Genomic DNA, 19,447 nt, shown 5'->3' on the forward strand with positions numbered 1-19,447 from the left:
AGGAGACAAGGCCCATGGAACAGGACTTCAATCCCGAACGCCTGCGCCGGACCGAGGCGGCGCTGCTCGAACTCACCAACCTCGACCGCCAGATATTCCTCGCGATGCGGCTCGACAACATGTCCGTAGAGGAGATTGCCCGGCACACCGGATTGTCGCAGCGGCAGGTGGTGAAACGCTTGGCGCGCGCCATCCGTCATCTGGACAAGCGGTTGCGCGCGTTGGGGGCGCAACCGTGATGTGCGTTCCCCCCAAACGCGGCAAGGGCTGGTCCTGTGCAGGGCCGGTCCTTGCACTTTGCTCTTGGCAATTGGGATGTTAGGCGCGAGTCTGTGCCCATGAAAACGAGCCTCGACCATCTCCCGGCGAACAAGCAGCGCGAGCTCGAACGCGTGGTGCAGATCGTCTTCGAGGAATTCGAGGACGCCTTCGCGCTCTCGACGCAGAACTGGAAGAAGAAGGGGCGCATCCTCAAGATCGTGCTCTACGGCAGCTATGCCCGGGGCAACTGGATCGACGAGCCGCACACCGCCAAGGGCTACAAGTCGGACTACGATCTGCTGGTGATCGTCAGCGACAAGCGGCTGACTGACCGGGTCAAGTACTGGACCCGCGTCGACGAGCGGCTGATGCGCGAATACGGCATCACCGAGAGCCTCAAGACGCCGGTCAATTTCATCGTCCACACCATGCAGGAAGTGAACGACGGGCTCGCCCAGGGCCGATACTTCTTCATGGACATCGCCCGCGACGGCATCGCGCTCTACGAGGCCGACGACAGCGAACTGGCGACCCCCAAGCCCAAGACCCCGCATGCCGCGCTGGCCTTGGCGAAAGAGTACTATGAAGAGTGGTTTCCCAGCGGGGGAGAATTCTTCGACAACTACAAGTTCAATCTCTCGAAAGGCAGACTGAACAACGCTGCTTTCCAGCTGCACCAATGCACTGAACGCCTCTACCACTGCGTCCTGCTGGTCTCGACCTTCTACACCCCGCACGTCCACAATCTGGCGTTCCTGCGCACGCAGGCCGAGCGTCTCGATCCCCGGCTGGTCTACGCCTGGCCGCGCGAGAACCGCTGGCAGCGCGGCATGTTCGAAAAGCTCAAGGAAGCTTACGTCAAGGCGCGCTACTCCAAGCATTACACCGTGAGCGAAGAGGAGCTGACCTGGCTTGGCGAACAGGTCGAGGAGCTTGGCCGCGTCGTCCAGATGGTGTGCTCCGAGCGCATCGCCCAGCTCGAAGAGACCGCCCGCGAAGCCAGCTGATCGGCTGGTTTCCATTCCCTTTCAGACGCTCTCCTCGACCACGATGTCGAGCGTCAGTTGCAGCACATCTTCCTCGGCATCGGCGGCTTCCGGCTGCAGGGTTTCCTGACCGCAAGCGAGCGTGATCCATTCGAAATTTGAGGTCAGATCGACCCGGTCACCGTCTTCGTGACGCGTGATGCGAACTTGCGCCGCACCCTCGACCGCGAGGGCAAAACGACAGGTGGAGGCTTCGTCCAGGAACGTCCCACGGATCAAGGTTCCATCCGAAAAGGCCAGCGAAAACCCCTCGGTAATCCCGCGCGCAGGCACATCGAGGCGCGTCTCGATATCGCCTGTCAGCAGCAGGCTCGATTTGCCTCCACCCTCAATGTGAACACCCATGCTGCCATGCCTCCATGCGATTCGATGCGGGTGCCCTGATGTAGAACATAGAGTGAACATCGTGAGGGCCGTTTCCTCGGCGGGTCGGATGAGGGGAGGCAGATGGGGGTGATCGCAGGAGAGGGGGATAGGGCGTAAGGCAAGATAAAGGCAGGTGTCTCGTGACCCCTTTTAACTGTCTGTCTGCACATCGTTTTTGTGGGAGATTAGGTGCGCTTGGCGATGCTCGTGTGCCTCCACGACGAGATTGCGCGGGAAAATCGCGTGGATTTGCGCTGGTTTGGCGCGAGACTCCGGTGGAGGACCTTGAAGCGTTGGGGCGGTCCTCCCTCATCGGGTCTTTTGGACCTGGAGGTGTACCTGATGGACGACGACTTCGATGTCTGGCTTGGCCATATGGGTAAGGAGCGCCCCCTTCGCCACGACCTGCGCCGCGCGGTCAACCAGGCCGGAGGGAACGGAGCCCGCAAGGCCGGGGCCCGTGGTCGGTTTACCGGCAGCCGGATCGGACGCGGATCGACAATCGCAGCGGTACTGGGAAACGCCGGGCGTTTTTCCAATCCGCGCGCCCGGCGCGTGATCGTCAAAGCGCGCTTCGTGAAGCTGGCGGGCAAGGGCGCCAAGGCCGCCACCGCGCACCTGCGCTATCTCCAGCGCGAGGGCACCACGCGCGAGGGCGAACGCGGCGATCTTTACGGCCCCGATCGTGACGAGGTCGACGGCAAGGCTTTCCTCGAACGCGGGGCCGGCGACCGCCACCAGTTCCGCTTCATCGTCTCGGCCGAGGACGGGGCGCAGTATCCGGACCTCAAGCCACTGACCCGCGATCTCATGAAGGACGTCGAAAAGGATCTGGGCACGCGCCTCGACTGGGTCGCGGTCGACCACTTCAACACCGGCCATCCCCACACCCATATCGTCGTGCGCGGCGTCGACGAACGCGGGCACAACCTGATCATCGCGCGCGACTACATCCGCCACGGCATCGCCGGGCGCGCGAGCGACATCTTCAATCGCGATCTGGGCCCGCGCACCGAGCACGAAATCGCGCAAGGCAACGCGCGCGAAGTGAGCCAGGAGCGCTTCACCGGGATCGACCGCCGCCTGCTGCGCGATCGCGACGAGAATGGCATGGCCTCGGCCTGGCACCGCGATCCGGCCGAACAGGCCCTGCGCGCCGCGCGGCTCGGCACGCTCCAGCGCATGGGACTGGCCCACGAGGAGGGCAAAGGGCGCTACCGGCTCGAAGAGGGCCTGGAAGCGTCGCTGCGGACCATGGGTACGCGCCACGACATCATCGCCACCATGCACCGCGAGTTGAAAGCCACCCCGCAGGTGCTGGCGCATGACTATGCGATCTACGAGCCGGGGAAGGGCCAGGAGCTGCTTGGCCGCATCCAGGCGCGCGGGCTCTCCGATGAAATCCGTGATCGCCACTACCTCATCGTCGAGGCGACCGACGGGCGCTCGCACTACGTCGATCTGGGCCACGATCTGGCCGATGGGGCGATGACCGGGCGCCTGGTCGAGATTGCGCCCAGTCGCCACGGCCTGCGCGCCTCGGACAAGACCATCATGGAGGTCGCCGAAGCAAATGGAGGGCGCTACAGCATCGCCGCGCACCAGGCTCACGATCCGGGCGCGACGCGCACCTTTGCCGAGGCGCATGTGCGCAGGCTCGAAGCGATCCGAAAGGCGACCCGGAAGCTGGAGCGTGCAAGCGATGGCAGCTGGGCGATCGGACGCGATCACACCGCGCTCGTCGAGGGCTACGAACAGGCCCGTGGCCAGCGCCGGCCCGTGCAAGTCTCTGTGGTAACCGAGCGCGACCTGACGAGCCTTGCCCATCACGACGGGCCGACCTGGCTTGACCGCAAATGTCTGGAGCCCGGACGGCTGCAGCTCGAGGGCAAGATCGGCGTCGAAATCCGCGATGCGCTCGCACGGCGTCAGCAGTGGCTGATCGAGCAGGATCTGGCCCGGCAGGAAGGGGAGGCGATGGTCTACAAGCCTGACCTCATCGCCAGCCTCAAACAGCGCGAACTGACGCGCGTCGCCGGGCAGCTCGCGAAGGAGTTGGGCCTCGACTATTCGCAGAGCAAGGGCGGGTATCTGGAGGGCGTCTACAAGCAGCCCGTTCAGATTGGTGAGGACAAGTTCGCGGTGGTGGCGCGTTCGCGCGACTTCACGCTGGTTCCCTGGCAGCCGGTGCTCGAACGCGAACGCGGCCGCTTCGTCTCGGGGATCCAGCGGGGAGACGCGATCAGCTGGACCATCGGCAAGGGCCGCGATCGCGGTCCGGAAATCGGCATGTAAATCGGCAGGGGCCCCAGCTGGCACCGGAGAGGTTCTGTCGGACCATGGCGCGCCGGTGCATCCTCGTACGCATGCAGACGACCAAGACCCGCCACCAGTTCTACCTGCCCGACGTTCTCTCGGCCAAGCTCGAGGTGGCTGCGGCCGCGCCCGAGAGCTCGAAGACCGACGTTCTGACCAAGGCGCTGACCGCGTGGTTCGCGGCAGAGGAGGGGCAGGCGATCGAAGTGAAGTTCGGGGCTACGCTTGCCCGTCAGGTGAAGGCCAGTGAAGCCCTCGAAAGGCAGATGGCGCATCTCACCGAAGTGGTTGGTCTCCTGGTGCGCCATCAGCTCACGATGACCGCGCACCATCCCGCCTTCGACGCCGAGACCCGGCACCTGGGCAAGCTTCGCTACGAGCAGTTCGTGCGCATGGCCGGTGAGCTTGCCGCCAAGGGCAAGGCATCGGGTCAAGGCTCCAAACCCGAGATCCAGCAGGAGTTCGATCTATGAGCGACAAGACCCCGGCCCCGACCGAGCCCATCTCGGTGCGCATTCCCGAGGCCTGTCGGCTCACCGGGATCGGGCGTTCCAAGCTCTATGAGCTCATCGCTGAAGGGCGCATCGAGGTCGTCAAGGTGGGGGCGATCACCCTCGTGCCCTACGCCAGTCTGCGCGGGCTCATCGAGAAGGGCTGAACGTCCCGACAATCACGAAAGGAGATCGATCCCATGAATACCCTGGACCTGCGCCGTATCGAGGCCGTCATCACCACCAGTATCGTGACCATGCCGATGAAGCTGCGCCGTGGGTTCGCTGATGATGGCAACCTGCTGATCGGTGATCAGGACGATGTTCTCATCCGGCGGATCATGGATGCGTTGCGGACCTGGGCGAAGGAGATGGATGAGGCGGACGCAGGGGATCGGTAGGCTAGCCATCGATCAGAAGCTCGATCGAGGTGGTTGGACTGGCCGCTGGTGGGACTATGGCGACAGTCGGATTTGCTGCGACGACCTTGGGAAAGCCGACGCTCGCTTTTGCGGCTGTGCGAGACCAGGTCAAAGGCTACCGTTGGGCAAGTGGAGCTCTGATCGGCAAGGTTGGCGGTGCCTTCGCATCGACCGCGACCCAGCACGGAGGGCACGAAACGACGATGTTTTCCATCCTTACCAACCTCCTGCACCTTGGTCTTGTCTGCGTCGGCCTGCCGCCGTCATTCAAGCGGATGGCCTCCGTCGACGAAATGGCCGGAGGAAGTCCTTACGGTCCCACGACCATCGCCGGAAGCGACGGCGAGCGCGCGCCGGGCAAGCTCGATCTGGAGGGCGCGCACTTCCATGGCGCGCATGTCGCGACGATCGCCGGCAAGCTTTGTGGGGCATAGCGGCTCTGCCGCGATCATGGGGAGCCGGAGGACGCATTTTGGCCGGTGCCGGCCTGTTCCGGGGTTTCTCCGGGTATCGATGTATCCGTATCCAGCATGCCGCGGACGTAGAGCCGTTTGACGAGAACAAAGAGTACTACCAGGATTGGCGTCGCAAACACCATCCCGATGATCCCGAAAACTGCGCCGGCGGCCACGATCCAGAATAACGTAAGCGCGGGGGGCAAGCTGACGAGTTCGCGATGGATTATCGGAACGAGCGTGTTGCCTTCAATTTGCTGCACGCCGACATAGATGCCCATGGCCCACAAGGCTGTTTCGGGCCCGTGGATGAGCGCCAGCAGCAGGCCCGGCACGGCGCCGATGATAGGTCCCAGATACGGCACGCCTTCGGCCAGCCCCGAAATCAAGCCCAGTGCAACCGCCGAAGGCACGCCTGCTAGCCACAGGCCGACGCCGGTCAGCAGGCCGACGGCCACCATCGATATCAGCTGTCCCAGCAGCCACAGCCGTAGCGCTCGCCCCGAATCGTGCAGGGCGTCGGTCACCATGGGCCGCTGGCGGCAAGGGAAGAGTGTGACCAGCCCATGCGTGTAGAGCGCGGGCTGGGCTGCGAGAAACACGGCACCCACCGGGATAAGCACCAGAGTTGTCGCGGCGCTGCCGAATACCGAGACAAGTCGGGGAACGATGCCCGTGAAATCGAGCGCGTCCGTCAGCGAACTCAGCAGCTCTTGTCCGAAGGGCAACAGGGCAATCTGCTCGCGCAGGCTGCGCCAGGCTTGGGGAATGGCCTTGTCCAGATGCGTGAATTGCGCACTGAGGGTCGACCCGAACAACCAGAGTGCACTTCCGGCGAGAATAAGCAGGATGACCACCGACAGTGTCACCGCGAGGCGCGGGCTCAGGCCCGTCCGGGCGCTGATCGGATCGGCCATTGCCCTCAGCAGCACAGCCCCGGCGACTGCACCGATGATGTCCACGACAAGTGTGCGGACGGACCACATCAGCCACAGGGCAACCACGAAGATGACAATGATCATGAGCCTTTCGGTGAAGATTCGGTGCCTTCCCCGGCCGCCATCCTGCGCCGTATAGTTTGAGCCCGGCAGGCCGGCATGGGTTCCTTGCGGGGCGGGATTGTTCCGGGGAGATTTCATGATTTCTATCCGGCCCCACGCTGTGTGGGTCCGGGCAGCGCCATGAGCTCAGGGAAGCGGCTTTCTTCGATGGCTCTTGATCTCGCAAGGTCGATCCGCCTCATCATCGGCCCCGAGATCAGGCCGAAGAGGACTATCGACATCAGCACGGTCAGCGCCGCCAGCACGTGTGCGCTGCGGTAGTCCGGCAGCAAGATAGCCGAGGTCATGGCCAGATAGTACAGCGTCGCGATGCCGCGGATGCCAAGGAACGCGGCGGCCAGCCGCCCTTTTGCGGGAAGGGGGGAGCCGATCATCGCCAGTATCACCGCAGCCGGTCTGGCAACCAGCAGAAGGCTCGCGGCAATAGCGATCTCGCGCCATGATACGGAAGCCAGCAAACCGTTTGGGACCGCCATGCCGAACAGGAATATGACGGCCATCGCCACCAGCCGCTCGATTTGTTCGGTGAAGTCGGTCATGGCCCTGTGGAATGGGTCCGAGGGGCATGTGGCCCGCAAGGCGAGGGGTGTCACGAAGACCGCGATGAAGCCAAATCCGCCGCCGAGCTCGGTCAGCGAGAATGCCGTGACAGCCACGCCGATCGCAACCAGGCCGCTGGCGGCGCCCGACAGCGGCAAATGCTTCAGACGGAAGGCGAACCAGCCGGTCGCGTGGCCAACCAGCCATCCTATGGCAAGGGAAACGGCGACCTGCAGGATGAAATGCTGTGCGAGCCAGCCAGCGCCGACGGGCTCGTTCCCCATAAGTGCCAGTCCCAGCAGCACGATGGGAAACGCGAGACCATCGTTGAGGCCGGCTTCTGCGGTCAATCCGAAGCGGACCTCGCCTTCGCCCCCCGATCCCGGCGGTCCGACGGACACTGACGAGGCAAGCACCGGGTCTGTGGGACTGAGAATTCCGGCCAAAAGGATGGCAAAGGGCATTGCCGCCCCTTCGGCAAAGACGAAGGCCTCTGCTGTCAGCAGGGCCATCAGGGGCATCCCGATGCCGATCAGCCGCCAGGCCGTGTTCCACCGCTTCCAACCCAGCATACGATCGATCTTGAGGCCGGCCCCCAGCAGCGCGATCACCAAGGCGACCTCGGCGCAGGAGGTGAAGATATCGCTGGTGAACAGAGCGCCGTAATGCAGGGGAAACGCCCCGGAGGCTCCGGCGGCCACTCCCAGCCCCAGGCATGTCATCGGCAAGGACAGAGGCAGCCGGCGCAAGGCCAGCGGCAGCCAGGCGACCAGCATCACCAGAAGCCCGCAGCCCAGAAGAAGGATATCGGTGTTCATGGATAAATCGTCGAGAGGCCCGCCTGTCGTCCGCCGATTGCCTGGCTAGCGCGCCAGCCGGGCCTCGGCCGATACCAGCAGCGTTCGGATCTCGTCGGCGCGGTCCTCGTCCGTGTCCACGGACAGCTTGATTGAGGCCATCAGTGCGCCATCGGTCCGTGTCCCGGTATCCGGTCTGCCATCGGCATGATCGCCGCCGAAAGGCAGTTGCCCTTCGCTGTTCGCAGGTCTCGCCGGTTCGAGGAAAATGTCGGACCGCTCGACCCCGTGCTGCTGGAGGAGGTGCTCGCTCGCGAAGTCTGCCGTTTCGCGCGTGCTGAAAAATGCAGTGATGTGCTTCATGGTTCGTTTCTCCCGGGTCCGCGGTGGGGCCGTGCCGATGAAATGGCGGCCGATGTCGGCGGATCAACCCGGCCCGGCCGGGCGCGTTGCCCGCAAAACTCAAGCGATCGCGATGACCTGTGTGGCGAGGACACCGGCAAGGCCTACGCCAAACAGGCATAAGGCAATGACCACCGTACTGCGCGGGGCGATCGGCGGCTTGGAGGACGGCACGACATCGGCCTTGCCGCGAAAGAATGCTGCGAGCGCCGTCAAGTGAAGCAGCAGCCAGATTCCCGCGAGCAGACAGACAACGGTGAAAACCGCGAAGATCGCGGGCAAAATCCACATGTCCATAACAATACTTCTTTCAAAGCCTGATCTCGATGATTCAAGCCCCGACGGCCCGGAATGGTTCCTGACGACCGGCCCGACGCTGCCTCTCGGAACTTTTGCACGGCCCTGCCCATTACCTTTGTGACGACCACAGGATCGCCAGGCAGCGGAGAAGATCATGTTGAAAGGCCTGCGAATACACCTTGCAACGCGCCCCATCTTCCGATGGGCCCGGGAGAGCCTGCCCTCGCTTTCCTCCACCGAACGCGAGGCCATGGAGGCAGGGGACACCTGGTGGGATGCCCAGCTGTTTTCCGGCGCACCTGACTGGGAGGCCCTCCAGGCCATGGCGCCGCCCGCGTTCACTGCCGAGGAGCAGGCATTCCTCGACGGTCCGGTGGCCGAACTGTGCGACCGCCTCGACGACTGGAAGATCACGGCCGTCGACATGGACCTGGCGCCTGATATCTGGGATTTCCTTAAACGCGAGAAATTCTTCGGGATGATTATTCCCCGCGAACACGGAGGGCTTGGCTTCAGCGCCTATGCGCACAGCGAGGTCGTTAAGCGCATATCGACGCGATCGGTCACCGCTGCGGTCACGGTCATGGTGCCCAATTCTCTCGGGCCGGGCGAATTGCTGCTGCAGTTCGGTACTGACACGCAGAAGGAGCGGTGGCTGCCCCGGCTGGCCGACGGCCGCGAAGTCCCGTGCTTCGCGCTGACCAGCGAGGAGGCTGGCTCCGATGCCTCGTCGATGGTCGATACCGGCACCGTATGCAGGCGGACGATCAATGGCCGCGAAGTGCTCGGCATCAGCCTGACTTTCGCCAAGCGCTATATCACGCTGGCCCCGGTCGCGACCGTATTGGGCCTCGCGTTCAAGCTGCGCGATCCCGATCATCTGCTTTCGGACGAGGTCGAGCGCGGGATCACCGTGGCGCTCGTTCCCACCGACACGCCGAACCTGCATCATGGCCGCCGCCATCTGCCGGCGATGCAGGTGTTCCAGAATGGCCCGGTCGCCGGAAAGGACGTGTTCGTGCCGATCGACGCGATCATCGGCGGCGAGACGCAGATCGGGCAGGGCTGGAAGATGCTGATGGCAGCGCTTGCGGCCGGACGAGGTATTTCGCTGCCCTCCCTGGCCACTGCAGCTGCCTGTCTCGGGGCGCGGACGACAGGTGCCTATGCCCGTGTGCGCGAGCAGTTCGGTATCCCCGTCGGCAAGTTCGAAGGCGTGAAGGAGCGGCTCGGCCGGCTGGCGGGTACCGCTTACACCCTCGAGGCGGCAAGGCGCTTCACCTGCGCCGGGATCGACCATGGCCATCATCCCTCGATCGTTTCGGCGATCATGAAATATCACGCTACCGACCGCATGCGTGAGGCCGTGAACGATACGATGGATGTGCATGGCGGCAAGACCATCATCGATGGACCGCTCAACTGGTTTGGCGGCGTCTATCGCTCGGTCCCTGTCGGGATTACGGTCGAAGGAGCCAACATCGTGACCCGCAGCCTGATCATCTTCGGTCAGGGAGCGACGCGCGACCATCCCTATCTGATCGACGAGATGGCGGCGCTGGGCGCCGAAGGCGGCGATGCCCTGGCCGCGTTCGATGATGTGGTGTGGAAACACGCCGCGCACATCATGGGCAATCTGGCCCGCTCGATGACGTCAGCCTGGAGCGGTGGGAGCTTTGCCGGGGCACCGAGGGCCGGACCTGTCCGGCGCTACTACAAGCAGATGTCGCGTTACAGCGCGGCACTGGCCACGGCGGCCGAAGGAGCGCTGATTGCCATCGGCGGCGGCCTCAAGCGCAAGGAAGCTATCTCGGCTCGTTACGGCGATATCCTGGCTGAACTTTATCTGCTCAGCGCGGTGCTCAAGCGCTGGCAGGACGACGGGAGCCTCGAAGAGGATCTGCCGTTGGTCGAGTGGGCATGCGAGACCGGTTTCTGCCGGATCGAGGACCGTTTCGACGCCATTTTCGTGAACTTCCCGGTCCCGGTCCTCGACAAGGTTCTGCGCATGATGACGCTGCCCTTCCGCAGCCACCCGCGCGGACCCACCGACGAATGCATCTTCGCCTGCGCCGACGCTTTGCTGAAGAGCGGGGAGCAGCGTGACCGGATTGCCTGCGGCGTCCATGAAGGCCCGCCCGGCGCGCCTTTGTCTCAGCTCGAGACCGCCCTCGATCTCGTGGAGAAGACCCAGCCCTTGCGCGACAGGCGCAGGAAGCTCGGCGACGAGGCGCTCAACGATGCGGAACACTCCGCACTGGCCGCGGCGCAGGATGCCGTCGCCAGGATCGTCGCGGTCGATGATTTCGATCCCGAGGAACTCAACGGCATCCTTGCCGGCTACAGCCACACGAGAGAGGAGCAGGTCCCATCGTCCGGTCAACCCGATCGCAAGCCCGTCCCGTCCATGTAATCGACGGCGCGCGCACGCCCTTCATCAAGGCCCGGGGTAAGCCGGGGCCCTTCAGTCCCGCCGACCTGGCCGTGCAATGCGGCAGGCCGCTGCTCATACGCCAGCCGTTCGCTCCCGATGCGTTCGATCAGGTCGTGCTGGGCTGCGCGAACCAGATTGCCGGGGAAATGAACGTTGGCCGTGTTGCCGCGCTGCGGCTGGGTTGCGGAGACGCCATGCCCGCCTGGACAGTGCACCGCAACTGCGGGTCCGGAATGCAGTCGCTCGACGATGCCTTTCGCGCCATCGCCCATGGCGATATGGATCTCGTGCTGGCGGGCGGGACCGAAGCGCTCAGCCGCGCGCCGCTCGTCCTTGCCGACGAGGCGGCCGGGTGGCTTGGCGAATTTCAGCAGGCGCGCAGCGCAGGCGAAACGATCAAGGCGCTTTCGCACTTCGAGCTGGCCTTCCTGTCCCCGGAGGTGGGCCTCAAGCAGGGACTGACCGATCCTGTTTCCGGACTGTCGATGGGGCAGACGGCGGAGGAACTGGCGTTCCGCTTCAACATCACTCGCTGGCAGGCCGACGACTATGCCCTGGAAAGCCACCGCAGGCTGGCGCAGGCCCAGCAGGAAGGCTGGCTCGAGGGGGAGGTCGAGCTGATGTTCGCCCCCGACGGGACCGTCTACGATCACGACGACGGGGTGCGGGCGGACAGTTCGATCGAAGCACTCGGCAAGCTCAAGGCGGTTTTCGAGCCTTACGGCAACGTCACCGCAGGCAATGCCAGCCAGATCACCGACGGGGCGTGCTGGATGATCCTCGCGTCCGGCGAAGCGGTCGCCCGGCACCAGCTGACGCCGATCGCGACGATCCTCGACAGCGAATGGGCCGCGCTCGATCCGAGGGTCATGGGGCTCGGGCCGGTGCTGGCAACTGCCCCGCTGATGACCCGTGCCGGGCTTGCGCTGGACGACATCGACCTGTGGGAATTGAACGAGGCGTTCGCGGCGCAGGTTCTGGCCTGCCTCGAAGCCTTCGCCGATCCCGCGTTCTGCCGCGACGTGCTTGGACTGGACGCTCCGATCGGGACGATCGATCGCGCCCGGCTCAATATCGACGGCGGTGCGGTCAGTCTCGGCCACCCTGTGGGCACGAGCGGAGCACGCATCGTGCTGCATCTCGTCAATGCGCTGCGCCGCACCGGTGGGCGGCGCGGCATCGCCACTGAATGCATCGGTGGCGGTCAGGGCGGGGCCATGCTGGTGGAGGTCGCATGATGAAGACGGGAAAGACGAAAAGCGTAAAGGCCTTCCTTAGCCCCGAACCGAGCACCGGTGTTGCCGGCACGCGTGGGACCCACTGGATCCGCCATGAGGAAGGCGACCGGCTGTGGCTGGTGCTCGACCGCGAAGGGGTGTCGACCAACACCTTCAACGAAGAGGTCTTCCGCGAACTCGGCACGCTGCTGGACGAAGCAGCGAAAGGGCGCTGGAAGGCGGTGGTGTTCCGATCGGCCAAGCCATCGGGGTTTGCGGCCGGCGCGGATCTCTCGCAGTTTCGCGGTCTATCGCAGGAGGCAGACATCGCCGCTCGGGTCGAGGAGGCGAATGCAGTCATCGACCGTATTGCCGCGCTCGATGCCACGACAGTCGCGGTGGTGCATGGCACTTGCGTTGGCGGGGGACTCGAACTGGCTCTAGCCTGCGACCGGATCATCGCGGCGATGATGCGAAATTCGGATTCCCCGAAGTCCTCGTGGGCCTGCATCCCGGTCTCGGCGGGACCGCGCGCCTCTCGCATCGGATCCAGCCGTTGGAGGCGATGAAGTTGATGCTCACCGGCAAGACCGTCACGGCGGGCAAGGCTAGCGCGCTGGGTATCGTCGATGCAGTGGTGGCGGAGCGCAATATCGGCCGGGCCATCGACGAAGCTGCCAGCAGGCGCATGGAACGGCACGGCGCAGGCCGAATCGGGGACGCGCTCAATCTGCTTCCCGCCCGTAAGGCGGCAGCGCGTCAGATGCGCAGCGAAACCGAAAAGCGTGCACCGGCAAGGCACTATCCTGCGCCGCAGTCGCTGATCGACCTTTGGGAAAAGCACGGCGGATCGCAGCCCGACATGCTGCGGGCCGAACGCGCTTCGTTCGCGCGACTGCTGCCGATGCCGATTACCCAGAATCTCATACGCAACTTCTTCCTGCGCGAGACGCTCAAGGGCAACGGCAAGGGCGGCTCTGGAATCGAGCGGGTCCACATCGTCGGTGCCGGCAACATGGGGGCGCAGATCGGTGCATGGTGCGCGTTTAAAGGTATGCATGTCACGATAGAGGACCCGGAACCGCAATCGCTGGGGCGCGCCGTTGCAGGAATGCACCGGCTGGCCGATCGCAAGCTTCATGACCCCGAGGCCCTTCGCGCGAAGGATCGCTTCATCCCCGATCCTCACGGCGACGGCCTTCGACAAGCGGACCTGGTAATCGAGGCCGCGCCAGAGAACGTCTCGCTCAAAGGAGCGATCTACGCGCGGCTGGAAAGCGAGGCGCGGCGCGATGCGATCATTGCCACCAACACCTCCAGCCTCGATATCGCCGAGCTGACGAGCGGGCTGGCGCGGCCGGGGCGTTTCGTGGGCATCCATTTCTTCAATCCCGTCTCCCGCCTCGACCTGATCGAGGTGGTGTGCCACGACGGTGTTGATGAGACCACCCATACGCGGGCTCTGCGCTTCGTTGCCGACATCGGCAAGCTGCCGTTGCCAGTGAAGGCCGCGCCTGGATTCCTCGTCAACCGTGCGCTCATGCCCTACCTCGGCGAGGCCCTGCTGATGATCGACGAGCGGGAGCAACCCGAACGCATCGATGCTGCCGCGGAAGCATTCGGGATGCCGGTCGGGCCGGTTGAGCTGGCGGATCAGGTCGGGCTCGACATCTGCCTTGCCGTTGCCGAATCGCTCGCTGAGAACCTTGACCGTCCCATGCCACGGATTCCCGAATGGTTGCGCGCCAAGGTCGCCAACGGAGAATTCGGCCGCAAGACCGGGCAGGGGCTCTATGCCTACGATGCAGACGGCAAGCCGAAGAAGGACAAACTTCGTCACGACCCCGATGAAGCCATGCAGGACCGGCTGATCCTGCCGATGGTGGACGCGGTGGCGGCCGCGCTGGAAGAAGGTGTCGTTGCCGATGCGGACAGTGCCGATGCGGCCATGATCTTCGGAACCGGCTTCGCCCCGTTCCGCGGCGGGCCGATGCACTACGCGCAGGAGCGCGGTCGTGGGAACGTGCTGGCGACGCTGGACAAGCTGGCCGCGGTGCACGGCGCCCGTTTCGAACCGAGCCGCTGGTGGCGGCAGAAGGCGGAAGCTTGACCCGCCGCTTCTCCAGTCCCGCCGGGCTTGCGCGGTGGATCGTCGGAGAACTGGGGCACGATCTGCGGATGGCCTTGCCGCTCGGCATCGGCAAGGCCACGCACGTTGCCAATGCGCTCTACGCCATGGCGTGCGAGGACAGTGCGCTGGCGCTGCATGTGCTGACCGCGCTGACACTGGAGCGCCCGCAGGCGTCCTCGGAACTGGAAGCGCGCTTCATGAAGTCGTTCGCGGACCGGCACTTCGATGGATACGTGGAACTCGACTATGCAAAAGACCTGCGGCGCCAGTCATTGCCGGCGAATGTGCGCGTCACCGAATTTTTCCTCAATTCCGGGGCATGGCTGTCGATCCCGCAGGCGCAGCAGAACTACGTCAGCGTGAATTACAGCGCTGCCGCGCGCGATGTGATCATGGCGCGGCCGATCAACCTGCTGGCGCAGATGGTCGCGATCGACGAAAGCGGGCCGCAGCCACGCTACAGCCTGTCTGGAAACCCCGATGTCACACTTGACATCCTGCCCGAGATGGAAGCCCGCCGAGCAGGCGGCGTGCCGTTTCTGTTCGTGGCGCAGGTCAACCGGGACCTGCCGTTCATGCCGGGCAGCGCCGAGATCGATCCGGCACGCTTCGATGCGGTGCTCGATGATCCTGCGGTGGAGTTCCCCATCTTCGCGGCGCCGCGCAGACCGGTGACGACGGCCGAATATGTGGCGGGGCTGCATGTCGCGAGCCTCGTCAAGGACGGCGGTACCCTGCAGATCGGTATCGGTTCGCTGGGCGATGCCGTGACTTACGCATTGATCCTGCGCCAGCGAGAGAATGCTCTCTTCCGCCGCCTGATTGCCGCGCTGACTGACGAACCTCGCGAGACGGCGCCGTTCGAGGAGGGGCTCTATGGCGCCAGTGAAATGTTCGTGGATGGTTTCCTCGAACTTTATGACGCCGGGATTCTCAAGCGGCGTTCCCATTCAGGGGCGGTGCTTCATGCGACCTTCTTCGTCGGCTCGCGCGATTTCTATGCGCGGCTTCGGGCGATGCCGGAAAGCCGCCGGGCGGACTTCGACATGACCCCGGTGTCCTTCACCAATGCCCTCTACGGCGATGAGGCGCACAAGCGCGCCGACCGCGTTCATGCCCGTTTCGTCAACAACGTGATGAAGGCGGACCTGTTCGGCGCGGTGCAGTCTGACACGCTGGGCGACGGCCGCGTGGTGAGTGGCGTTGGCGGCCAGCACGATTTCGTCGAGCAGGCGATCGCGCTGCGGGGGGCAAGTTCGATCTTGATGCTGAATGCCACGCGCACCAAGAATGGCAGGACTCATTCGAACATTGTGTGGAACCTCGAGCGGACCACGATACCGCGCCACATGCGCGACATTGTCGTGACCGAATACGGCGTGGCCCGGATCAAGGGTGCGAGCGACGCCGATTGCATCGCGCGCATGACCGCGATCGCGGATGCCCGTTTCGCCGATGATCTCGCGAAACAGGCTAAAGCGTCGGGCAAGAGGCAAGTGATTGGCGTCGAGACCTGGCGTGGAAACACGCCCGAACGGCTCGGAGAAATACTCGCCGGGCCACGCGAACGGGGCCTGTTTCGCGCCTTTCCGTTCGGCAGCGATTTCACCCCGGCCGAGCAGACCGCGCTTAAGGGGCTGGCAGTGCTCAAGCAGGCGGGCGTTTCGAAACGGGCGCTGGGAAGGTTGATCCTTGTCGGGGTGGGCCATCGCTTCGATCGGGCTGAACGGGACGCGTTGCAATGCCTCGGGATCGACAGCGGCCTACCGGACCGCTTCTACAGGCTGCTCTTGGCGGGAGCCTGGAGAAGGGCGGGCCGGTCGAGTCGCGGCTGAGTGATAGCTCGATCCGGAAACCTGAGTATTTCGTTCAGATCAGAACCGATCCGAGCCCGGCCGTGACAATCTCCGACATGACCGCTCTCCTGTGTGGATCGTTCCACACCCACCTTCGCACATCAATGCCGTCGGGGGGCGGTCGCATCATCAAAGCCGTTCCGAATGATAAAGGATTGCGGAGGCTCGCAGCGACACGCGGCGATGTCCGCCGACGACGATCCGCGTGGCATGGCTGTCGATTGTCTTTGCTCGGCCTTTCTTGAGCCTAGCCCCGAAGCTGCCCCCTCGTCCTCGCTACGAGATCGATCTGTCTAGGGCGGACAATTCTTAAGGTGAACGTGTAAAGGCCGACTAGGCGCGGGGGAGGCAAGCTATTCCACGGGGCGCCGGGAATCGAGCAAATCCTTTTCCGCTTCTGGCGCATGGAGGCGTTCCTTTTCGACCATTTCGGCAATCACCTCGTCCGGCGCGACGTGGTCCTCTGCGTCTTCAACCGCCATGGCAACATCAGAGCGCTCGGCGTCCGGGGGCAACACATCCGTGACATTGAGCAGCGGTAGCGGTGAATTCTGGTCGAAGCGCAGGCGGTAGATCGGTTCGGGCAGGGCGAAGCCGGCAGTTTCGAGAGCGTTTTTTACGGCAGGAATGGCTCGGCTGCGGGCCTTGTACCAGTCTGTCTCGGTCTGGTCGATCCAACCCAAGAACTTGACGACGACGTTGGAGTCACCCACTTGTTCGATGCGCGCGGATGGTGGCGGATTTTTCAGGACGAAGCCGAGTTGTCGCAGTGCATTGACGCCCAGATGCCGCGCTACGGTCGGATCGGCATCGGCATTGATGCCGAGTTCGAAATCGAAGCGGCGCTCAGGATTGCGCGTGTAGTTGAGGATCACCGCCTTGAACACAGTGCTGTTCGGGATGCGCAACTGGTTGCCGTCGAGCGTCATCAGGATTGTGGCGCGGCTGGTCAGGCGGATCACGCGGCCCTCGTAATGGTCGATGACGATCCAGTCGTTCGCCCGGAAGGGCTGTCGTACCGAGAGCATGACCGAAGCGACGTAGTTTTCGATCATGTCACGCATGGCAAAGCCCAGCGCGATGCCGACTATCCCTGCGCCGCCAAGCACCGCGCCCAGAAGGCCGCCCGCGCCGATCATTTGCAGCGCGATGGCTAGACCGCCGATCACGAACACGAAGCGAATAGCGCTGGCGATAAGTTCGGTGAGGAACGAGCTCGGGACCAGACGCCGCCATAGCCAAGTAGATGCAGCCAGCCCGTATCCAGCAAGTGCGACCAGCAGCGCGACGGCCAGGGCAGCGCCGATCAGGGGCATTATCGTTACGAAATTAGCCAGCTTGCCGGAGAAGCCTCCGAGTGACTGGACGCTGTCCTCCACCGAGACCTTGCGCTCCACGCCGTTCTCTACCGTCACCACACCGACGATGCGCGAGGCGATCTGCTCGGCCCGACCGATGTCCTCGGGTGCGGCGACGGTGCCATCCAGCACGACGACCCCCTGCCGGACCGAGACGCGCACATTTCGCAGGGCGGGCACGGCAGAGAAGATACCTTCGATTCGCCGGGCAATGCGCTCGTCGGAGCCTGCTTCGCTGGTATCACCGATAGTCTGGGCCGGCGCAGGGCTGGTTTCGGCCTGTGGCTGCGAGATAGCTTCTGAAAGCACGGCGGCGGCCGGAGTAGCTGGCATGGCGAAGAGAAACGGCAGAGCAAGCAACGCCGCCGCTAACGCGCAGCGAAAGGAGGGAGTGTTTATAGTCTGCCTTGCTGCTGCCTCGCCCATTTTGTCCCTCAGCCTCATCCTGTGGGGGGCGACGATGGCGGCGGCGAGGCATCCGTGTCAATCGCAGGGACGCCCCTTCGTCTGCAACAGGAAGCCTAGTTTCTCTCGGTTGCTTTGCGGGTGCGCCATCCAGCCGGATATTCGGCATGGCCCTCTGAACCAGACAGCCGACTGACGATCTGGTCTCGCTCATGCGCGAGGAAGAAGGCGGGTGGGCCTGGGGGAGCAAAAGCGCGTACTAAATGGCGCATAGCGTCGGGACCGGTCCTGCCCCGTAGGTTTTCGGGAGCGTCTGCAAGGGGGGGAGGCTCACGTGCGGCGGACCGACGCCGCGAACGCTGCCCACTCATTCATCAATTCTCGGCGCTTATCGAAAAAGTCAGTACGGCGATAGGCGGCCTCGACGGCCTTGGGTACCGTGTGGGCAAGGGCCGCTTCGGCCACTTCACCGGGAAAGTTCGTCTGTTCCGCAGCCCAATCACGAAATGTCGAGCGGAAACCATGTACCGTGAAGAGGACCTTCATGTCACGAAGCGCCTTGGTCAGCGTCATGTCGCTCAATGCTTTCCCACTGGCAGATGGAAAAATCAGATCGGTCTCTGGGCTCCTTTTCGAAGCCGCCTTGCGCAATAGCGCAACCGCTTCAGGAGATAGCGGAACGCGATGCATGCGGCGCGCCTTCATGCGTTCAGCCGGGACCGTCCAGATTGCAGCTTCGAGATCCATCTCGTTCCAGGTCGCACCGCGTACCTCGCCGCTACGAGCGGCGGTCAGGATGACCGCTCGCAAGGCTAGTGCGCCCATGCCTCCCTTGTCGGTTAGACGAGCCATGAGTGCGGGTAATTCGGCGTATGGCATCGCATCGAAGTTCCCCCGCTTGGGCTGCGCAGGCAAACGGTCGGCAACTGCTGGACCCAGTGTGCCGATAAACAAGGCGCCATCGGGCCGGGCAAAGCGCAGTGTGCGAATTATGAGGCTGCGAACTTTGCGAGCCGTTTCGGGCTTGGTGCTCCAGATCGGACGAAGGCAAGTGGCAATGGCGTCCGCGTCGATGCTTTGCACCTGAAGCTTGCCAAGCGTGGGGAAGGCGTAGGCCTTTAGCTGCGATAGGTTTTGCTTGTACTTTGCATCGGAAATTTTTGCATCTGCGGACTTGGCGTCGAGAAAGCCTAGTGCAGCTTCCCGGAAGGTACGCGTCATCTCTTTAGGTGGCTTCAGCTCAAGGTGTGGATCGCGCCCGGCCACGAGGGCTGCTTTTACGAGCATGGCCTTTTCGCGTGCTTCCCTGAGCCCAACAGCCTTTAGGCCGCCTAAACCGAACTCTCGGCGCGCGCCGCCTTGCTGAATGCGGGCGACCCAGCTCGCCTGACCGGATTCGCGAACGAACAGGATCAGCCCGTCACCGTCATGGTGCCGTCCAGGCTTGCTCAGCGCCGCCCGGATATGTGCCTGTGTCAGTTTGCCCATCGAGATTCGAACATTTGCCTGAAATTCGTTCCCCCATTCCGTCCCCCGCTCATAGCGCAAAACGGGCGAAAAGGGAAGGACGCGAGCGGACGCTTGCGAGG

Annotated in this window: 18 protein-coding genes; 11 read left to right on the forward strand and 7 right to left on the reverse strand. The window is 63.9% G+C overall.

The annotated features are described in order from the left end of the window. Window positions 1-14: 14 nt before the first annotated feature. The gene (locus tag HT136_RS04475) at window positions 15-239 is read left to right on the forward strand and encodes an RNA polymerase sigma factor (RefSeq protein WP_214198244.1); all 225 of its coding nucleotides are present in this window, start codon (window positions 15-17) and stop codon (window positions 237-239) included. A 99-nt stretch (window positions 240-338) separates the two neighbouring features. Continuing rightward, window positions 339-1,268: a HEPN domain-containing protein gene (locus HT136_RS04480; RefSeq protein ID WP_214198246.1), complete on the forward strand. Its 930-nt coding sequence runs from the start codon at window positions 339-341 to the stop codon at window positions 1,266-1,268. Between the two features lie 21 nt (window positions 1,269-1,289). Here HT136_RS04480 and HT136_RS04485 read toward each other — a convergent pair whose 3' ends face one another. After that, entirely contained in the window at window positions 1,290-1,652 is a 363-nt protein-coding gene (locus HT136_RS04485) for a hypothetical protein (protein ID WP_214198253.1), read from the reverse strand. Window positions 1,653-2,015: 363 nt separating this feature from the next. Between HT136_RS04485 and HT136_RS04490 the strand changes: the two genes are divergently transcribed. The 5 genes from HT136_RS04490 to HT136_RS04510 all read left to right on the forward strand — a co-directional run bounded on the left by HT136_RS04490 (window position 2,016) and on the right by HT136_RS04510 (window position 5,336). Then, entirely contained in the window at window positions 2,016-3,968 is a 1,953-nt protein-coding gene (locus tag HT136_RS04490) for a DUF3363 domain-containing protein (protein WP_246543332.1), read from the forward strand. A gap of 44 nt (window positions 3,969-4,012) precedes the next feature. Beyond that, the gene (locus HT136_RS04495; RefSeq protein ID WP_214198255.1) at window positions 4,013-4,462 is read left to right on the forward strand and encodes a CopG family transcriptional regulator; all 450 of its coding nucleotides are present in this window, start codon (window positions 4,013-4,015) and stop codon (window positions 4,460-4,462) included. Next, window positions 4,459-4,647: a helix-turn-helix domain-containing protein gene (locus tag HT136_RS04500; RefSeq protein ID WP_214198258.1), complete on the forward strand. Its 189-nt coding sequence runs from the start codon at window positions 4,459-4,461 to the stop codon at window positions 4,645-4,647. Before HT136_RS04495 ends, HT136_RS04500 begins: the two co-directional genes overlap by 4 nt. A 33-nt stretch (window positions 4,648-4,680) precedes the next feature. Further along, a complete protein-coding gene (locus HT136_RS04505; RefSeq protein ID WP_214198260.1) occupies window positions 4,681-4,881 on the forward strand; it encodes a hypothetical protein in 201 nt (66 codons plus the stop codon). Window positions 4,882-5,105: 224 nt separating this feature from the next. Further along, entirely contained in the window at window positions 5,106-5,336 is a 231-nt protein-coding gene (locus HT136_RS04510; RefSeq protein WP_214198261.1) for an NADPH-dependent FMN reductase family protein, read from the forward strand. A gap of 14 nt (window positions 5,337-5,350) precedes the next feature. Here HT136_RS04510 and HT136_RS04515 read toward each other — a convergent pair whose 3' ends face one another. The 4 genes from HT136_RS04515 to HT136_RS04530 all read right to left on the reverse strand — a co-directional run bounded on the left by HT136_RS04515 (window position 5,351) and on the right by HT136_RS04530 (window position 8,613). Beyond that, on the reverse strand, window positions 5,351-6,496 hold the full coding sequence (locus HT136_RS04515) for an AI-2E family transporter (protein ID WP_214198263.1): 1,146 nt from the start codon (window positions 6,494-6,496) through the stop codon (window positions 5,351-5,353). 5 nt (window positions 6,497-6,501) lie between these two features. Further along, a complete protein-coding gene (locus HT136_RS04520) occupies window positions 6,502-7,776 on the reverse strand; it encodes a cation:proton antiporter (protein ID WP_214198273.1) in 1,275 nt (424 codons plus the stop codon). 45 nt (window positions 7,777-7,821) lie between these two features. Continuing rightward, entirely contained in the window at window positions 7,822-8,118 is a 297-nt protein-coding gene (locus tag HT136_RS04525) for a hypothetical protein (RefSeq protein ID WP_214198275.1), read from the reverse strand. Window positions 8,119-8,217: 99 nt separating this feature from the next. Then, window positions 8,218-8,613: a hypothetical protein gene (locus HT136_RS04530; RefSeq protein ID WP_214198276.1), complete on the reverse strand. Its 396-nt coding sequence runs from the start codon at window positions 8,611-8,613 to the stop codon at window positions 8,218-8,220. On the opposite strand from HT136_RS04530, the gene HT136_RS04535 reads away from it, so the two are divergent. The 4 genes from HT136_RS04535 (at window position 8,612) to HT136_RS04555 (ending at window position 16,074) form a co-directional block, all read left to right on the forward strand. Beyond that, complete coding sequence (locus HT136_RS04535) at window positions 8,612-10,870, forward strand: acyl-CoA dehydrogenase (RefSeq protein ID WP_214198278.1); 2,259 nt, start codon at window positions 8,612-8,614, stop codon at window positions 10,868-10,870. The two genes, HT136_RS04530 and HT136_RS04535, sit on opposite strands and share 2 nt — an antisense overlap. Window positions 10,871-10,893: 23 nt before the next feature. Further along, a complete protein-coding gene (locus HT136_RS04540) occupies window positions 10,894-12,129 on the forward strand; it encodes an acetyl-CoA C-acetyltransferase (protein WP_343222107.1) in 1,236 nt (411 codons plus the stop codon). A gap of 112 nt (window positions 12,130-12,241) precedes the next feature. Continuing rightward, complete coding sequence (locus HT136_RS26580) at window positions 12,242-14,218, forward strand: 3-hydroxyacyl-CoA dehydrogenase NAD-binding domain-containing protein (RefSeq protein WP_343222104.1); 1,977 nt, start codon at window positions 12,242-12,244, stop codon at window positions 14,216-14,218. Further along, window positions 14,215-16,074: an acetyl-CoA hydrolase/transferase C-terminal domain-containing protein gene (locus HT136_RS04555; protein WP_214198284.1), complete on the forward strand. Its 1,860-nt coding sequence runs from the start codon at window positions 14,215-14,217 to the stop codon at window positions 16,072-16,074. Before HT136_RS26580 ends, HT136_RS04555 begins: the two co-directional genes overlap by 4 nt. Window positions 16,075-16,448: 374 nt before the next feature. Here the strand turns inward: HT136_RS04555 and HT136_RS04560 are convergent, their stop codons facing one another. After that, a complete protein-coding gene (locus tag HT136_RS04560) occupies window positions 16,449-17,879 on the reverse strand; it encodes a mechanosensitive ion channel domain-containing protein (protein ID WP_246543333.1) in 1,431 nt (476 codons plus the stop codon). A 309-nt stretch (window positions 17,880-18,188) separates the two neighbouring features. Next, complete coding sequence (locus HT136_RS04565; protein WP_214198291.1) at window positions 18,189-19,346, reverse strand: tyrosine-type recombinase/integrase; 1,158 nt, start codon at window positions 19,344-19,346, stop codon at window positions 18,189-18,191. Between the last annotated feature and the right edge of the window lie 101 nt (window positions 19,347-19,447).

This window comes from Novosphingobium profundi (genome assembly GCF_018491765.1).
Taxonomy (GTDB): domain Bacteria; phylum Pseudomonadota; class Alphaproteobacteria; order Sphingomonadales; family Sphingomonadaceae; genus Novosphingobium; species Novosphingobium profundi.

Coding starts and splice junctions, on each gene's coding strand:
- HT136_RS04475 (WP_214198244.1), top strand. CDS start 15: ATGGAACAGGACTTCAATCCCGAACGCCTGCGCCGGACCGAGGCGGCG.
- HT136_RS04480 (WP_214198246.1), top strand. CDS start 339: ATGAAAACGAGCCTCGACCATCTCCCGGCGAACAAGCAGCGCGAGCTC.
- HT136_RS04485 (WP_214198253.1), bottom strand. CDS start 1,652: ATGGGTGTTCACATTGAGGGTGGAGGCAAATCGAGCCTGCTGCTGACA.
- HT136_RS04490 (WP_246543332.1), top strand. CDS start 2,016: ATGGACGACGACTTCGATGTCTGGCTTGGCCATATGGGTAAGGAGCGC.
- HT136_RS04495 (WP_214198255.1), top strand. CDS start 4,013: ATGGCGCGCCGGTGCATCCTCGTACGCATGCAGACGACCAAGACCCGC.
- HT136_RS04500 (WP_214198258.1), top strand. CDS start 4,459: ATGAGCGACAAGACCCCGGCCCCGACCGAGCCCATCTCGGTGCGCATT.
- HT136_RS04505 (WP_214198260.1), top strand. CDS start 4,681: ATGAATACCCTGGACCTGCGCCGTATCGAGGCCGTCATCACCACCAGT.
- HT136_RS04510 (WP_214198261.1), top strand. CDS start 5,106: ATGTTTTCCATCCTTACCAACCTCCTGCACCTTGGTCTTGTCTGCGTC.
- HT136_RS04515 (WP_214198263.1), bottom strand. CDS start 6,496: ATGAAATCTCCCCGGAACAATCCCGCCCCGCAAGGAACCCATGCCGGC.
- HT136_RS04520 (WP_214198273.1), bottom strand. CDS start 7,776: ATGAACACCGATATCCTTCTTCTGGGCTGCGGGCTTCTGGTGATGCTG.
- HT136_RS04525 (WP_214198275.1), bottom strand. CDS start 8,118: ATGAAGCACATCACTGCATTTTTCAGCACGCGCGAAACGGCAGACTTC.
- HT136_RS04535 (WP_214198278.1), top strand. CDS start 8,612: ATGTTGAAAGGCCTGCGAATACACCTTGCAACGCGCCCCATCTTCCGA.
- HT136_RS04530 (WP_214198276.1), bottom strand. CDS start 8,613: ATGATCTTCTCCGCTGCCTGGCGATCCTGTGGTCGTCACAAAGGTAAT.
- HT136_RS04560 (WP_246543333.1), bottom strand. CDS start 17,879: ATGGGCGAGGCAGCAGCAAGGCAGACTATAAACACTCCCTCCTTTCGC.
- HT136_RS04565 (WP_214198291.1), bottom strand. CDS start 19,346: ATGGGCAAACTGACACAGGCACATATCCGGGCGGCGCTGAGCAAGCCT.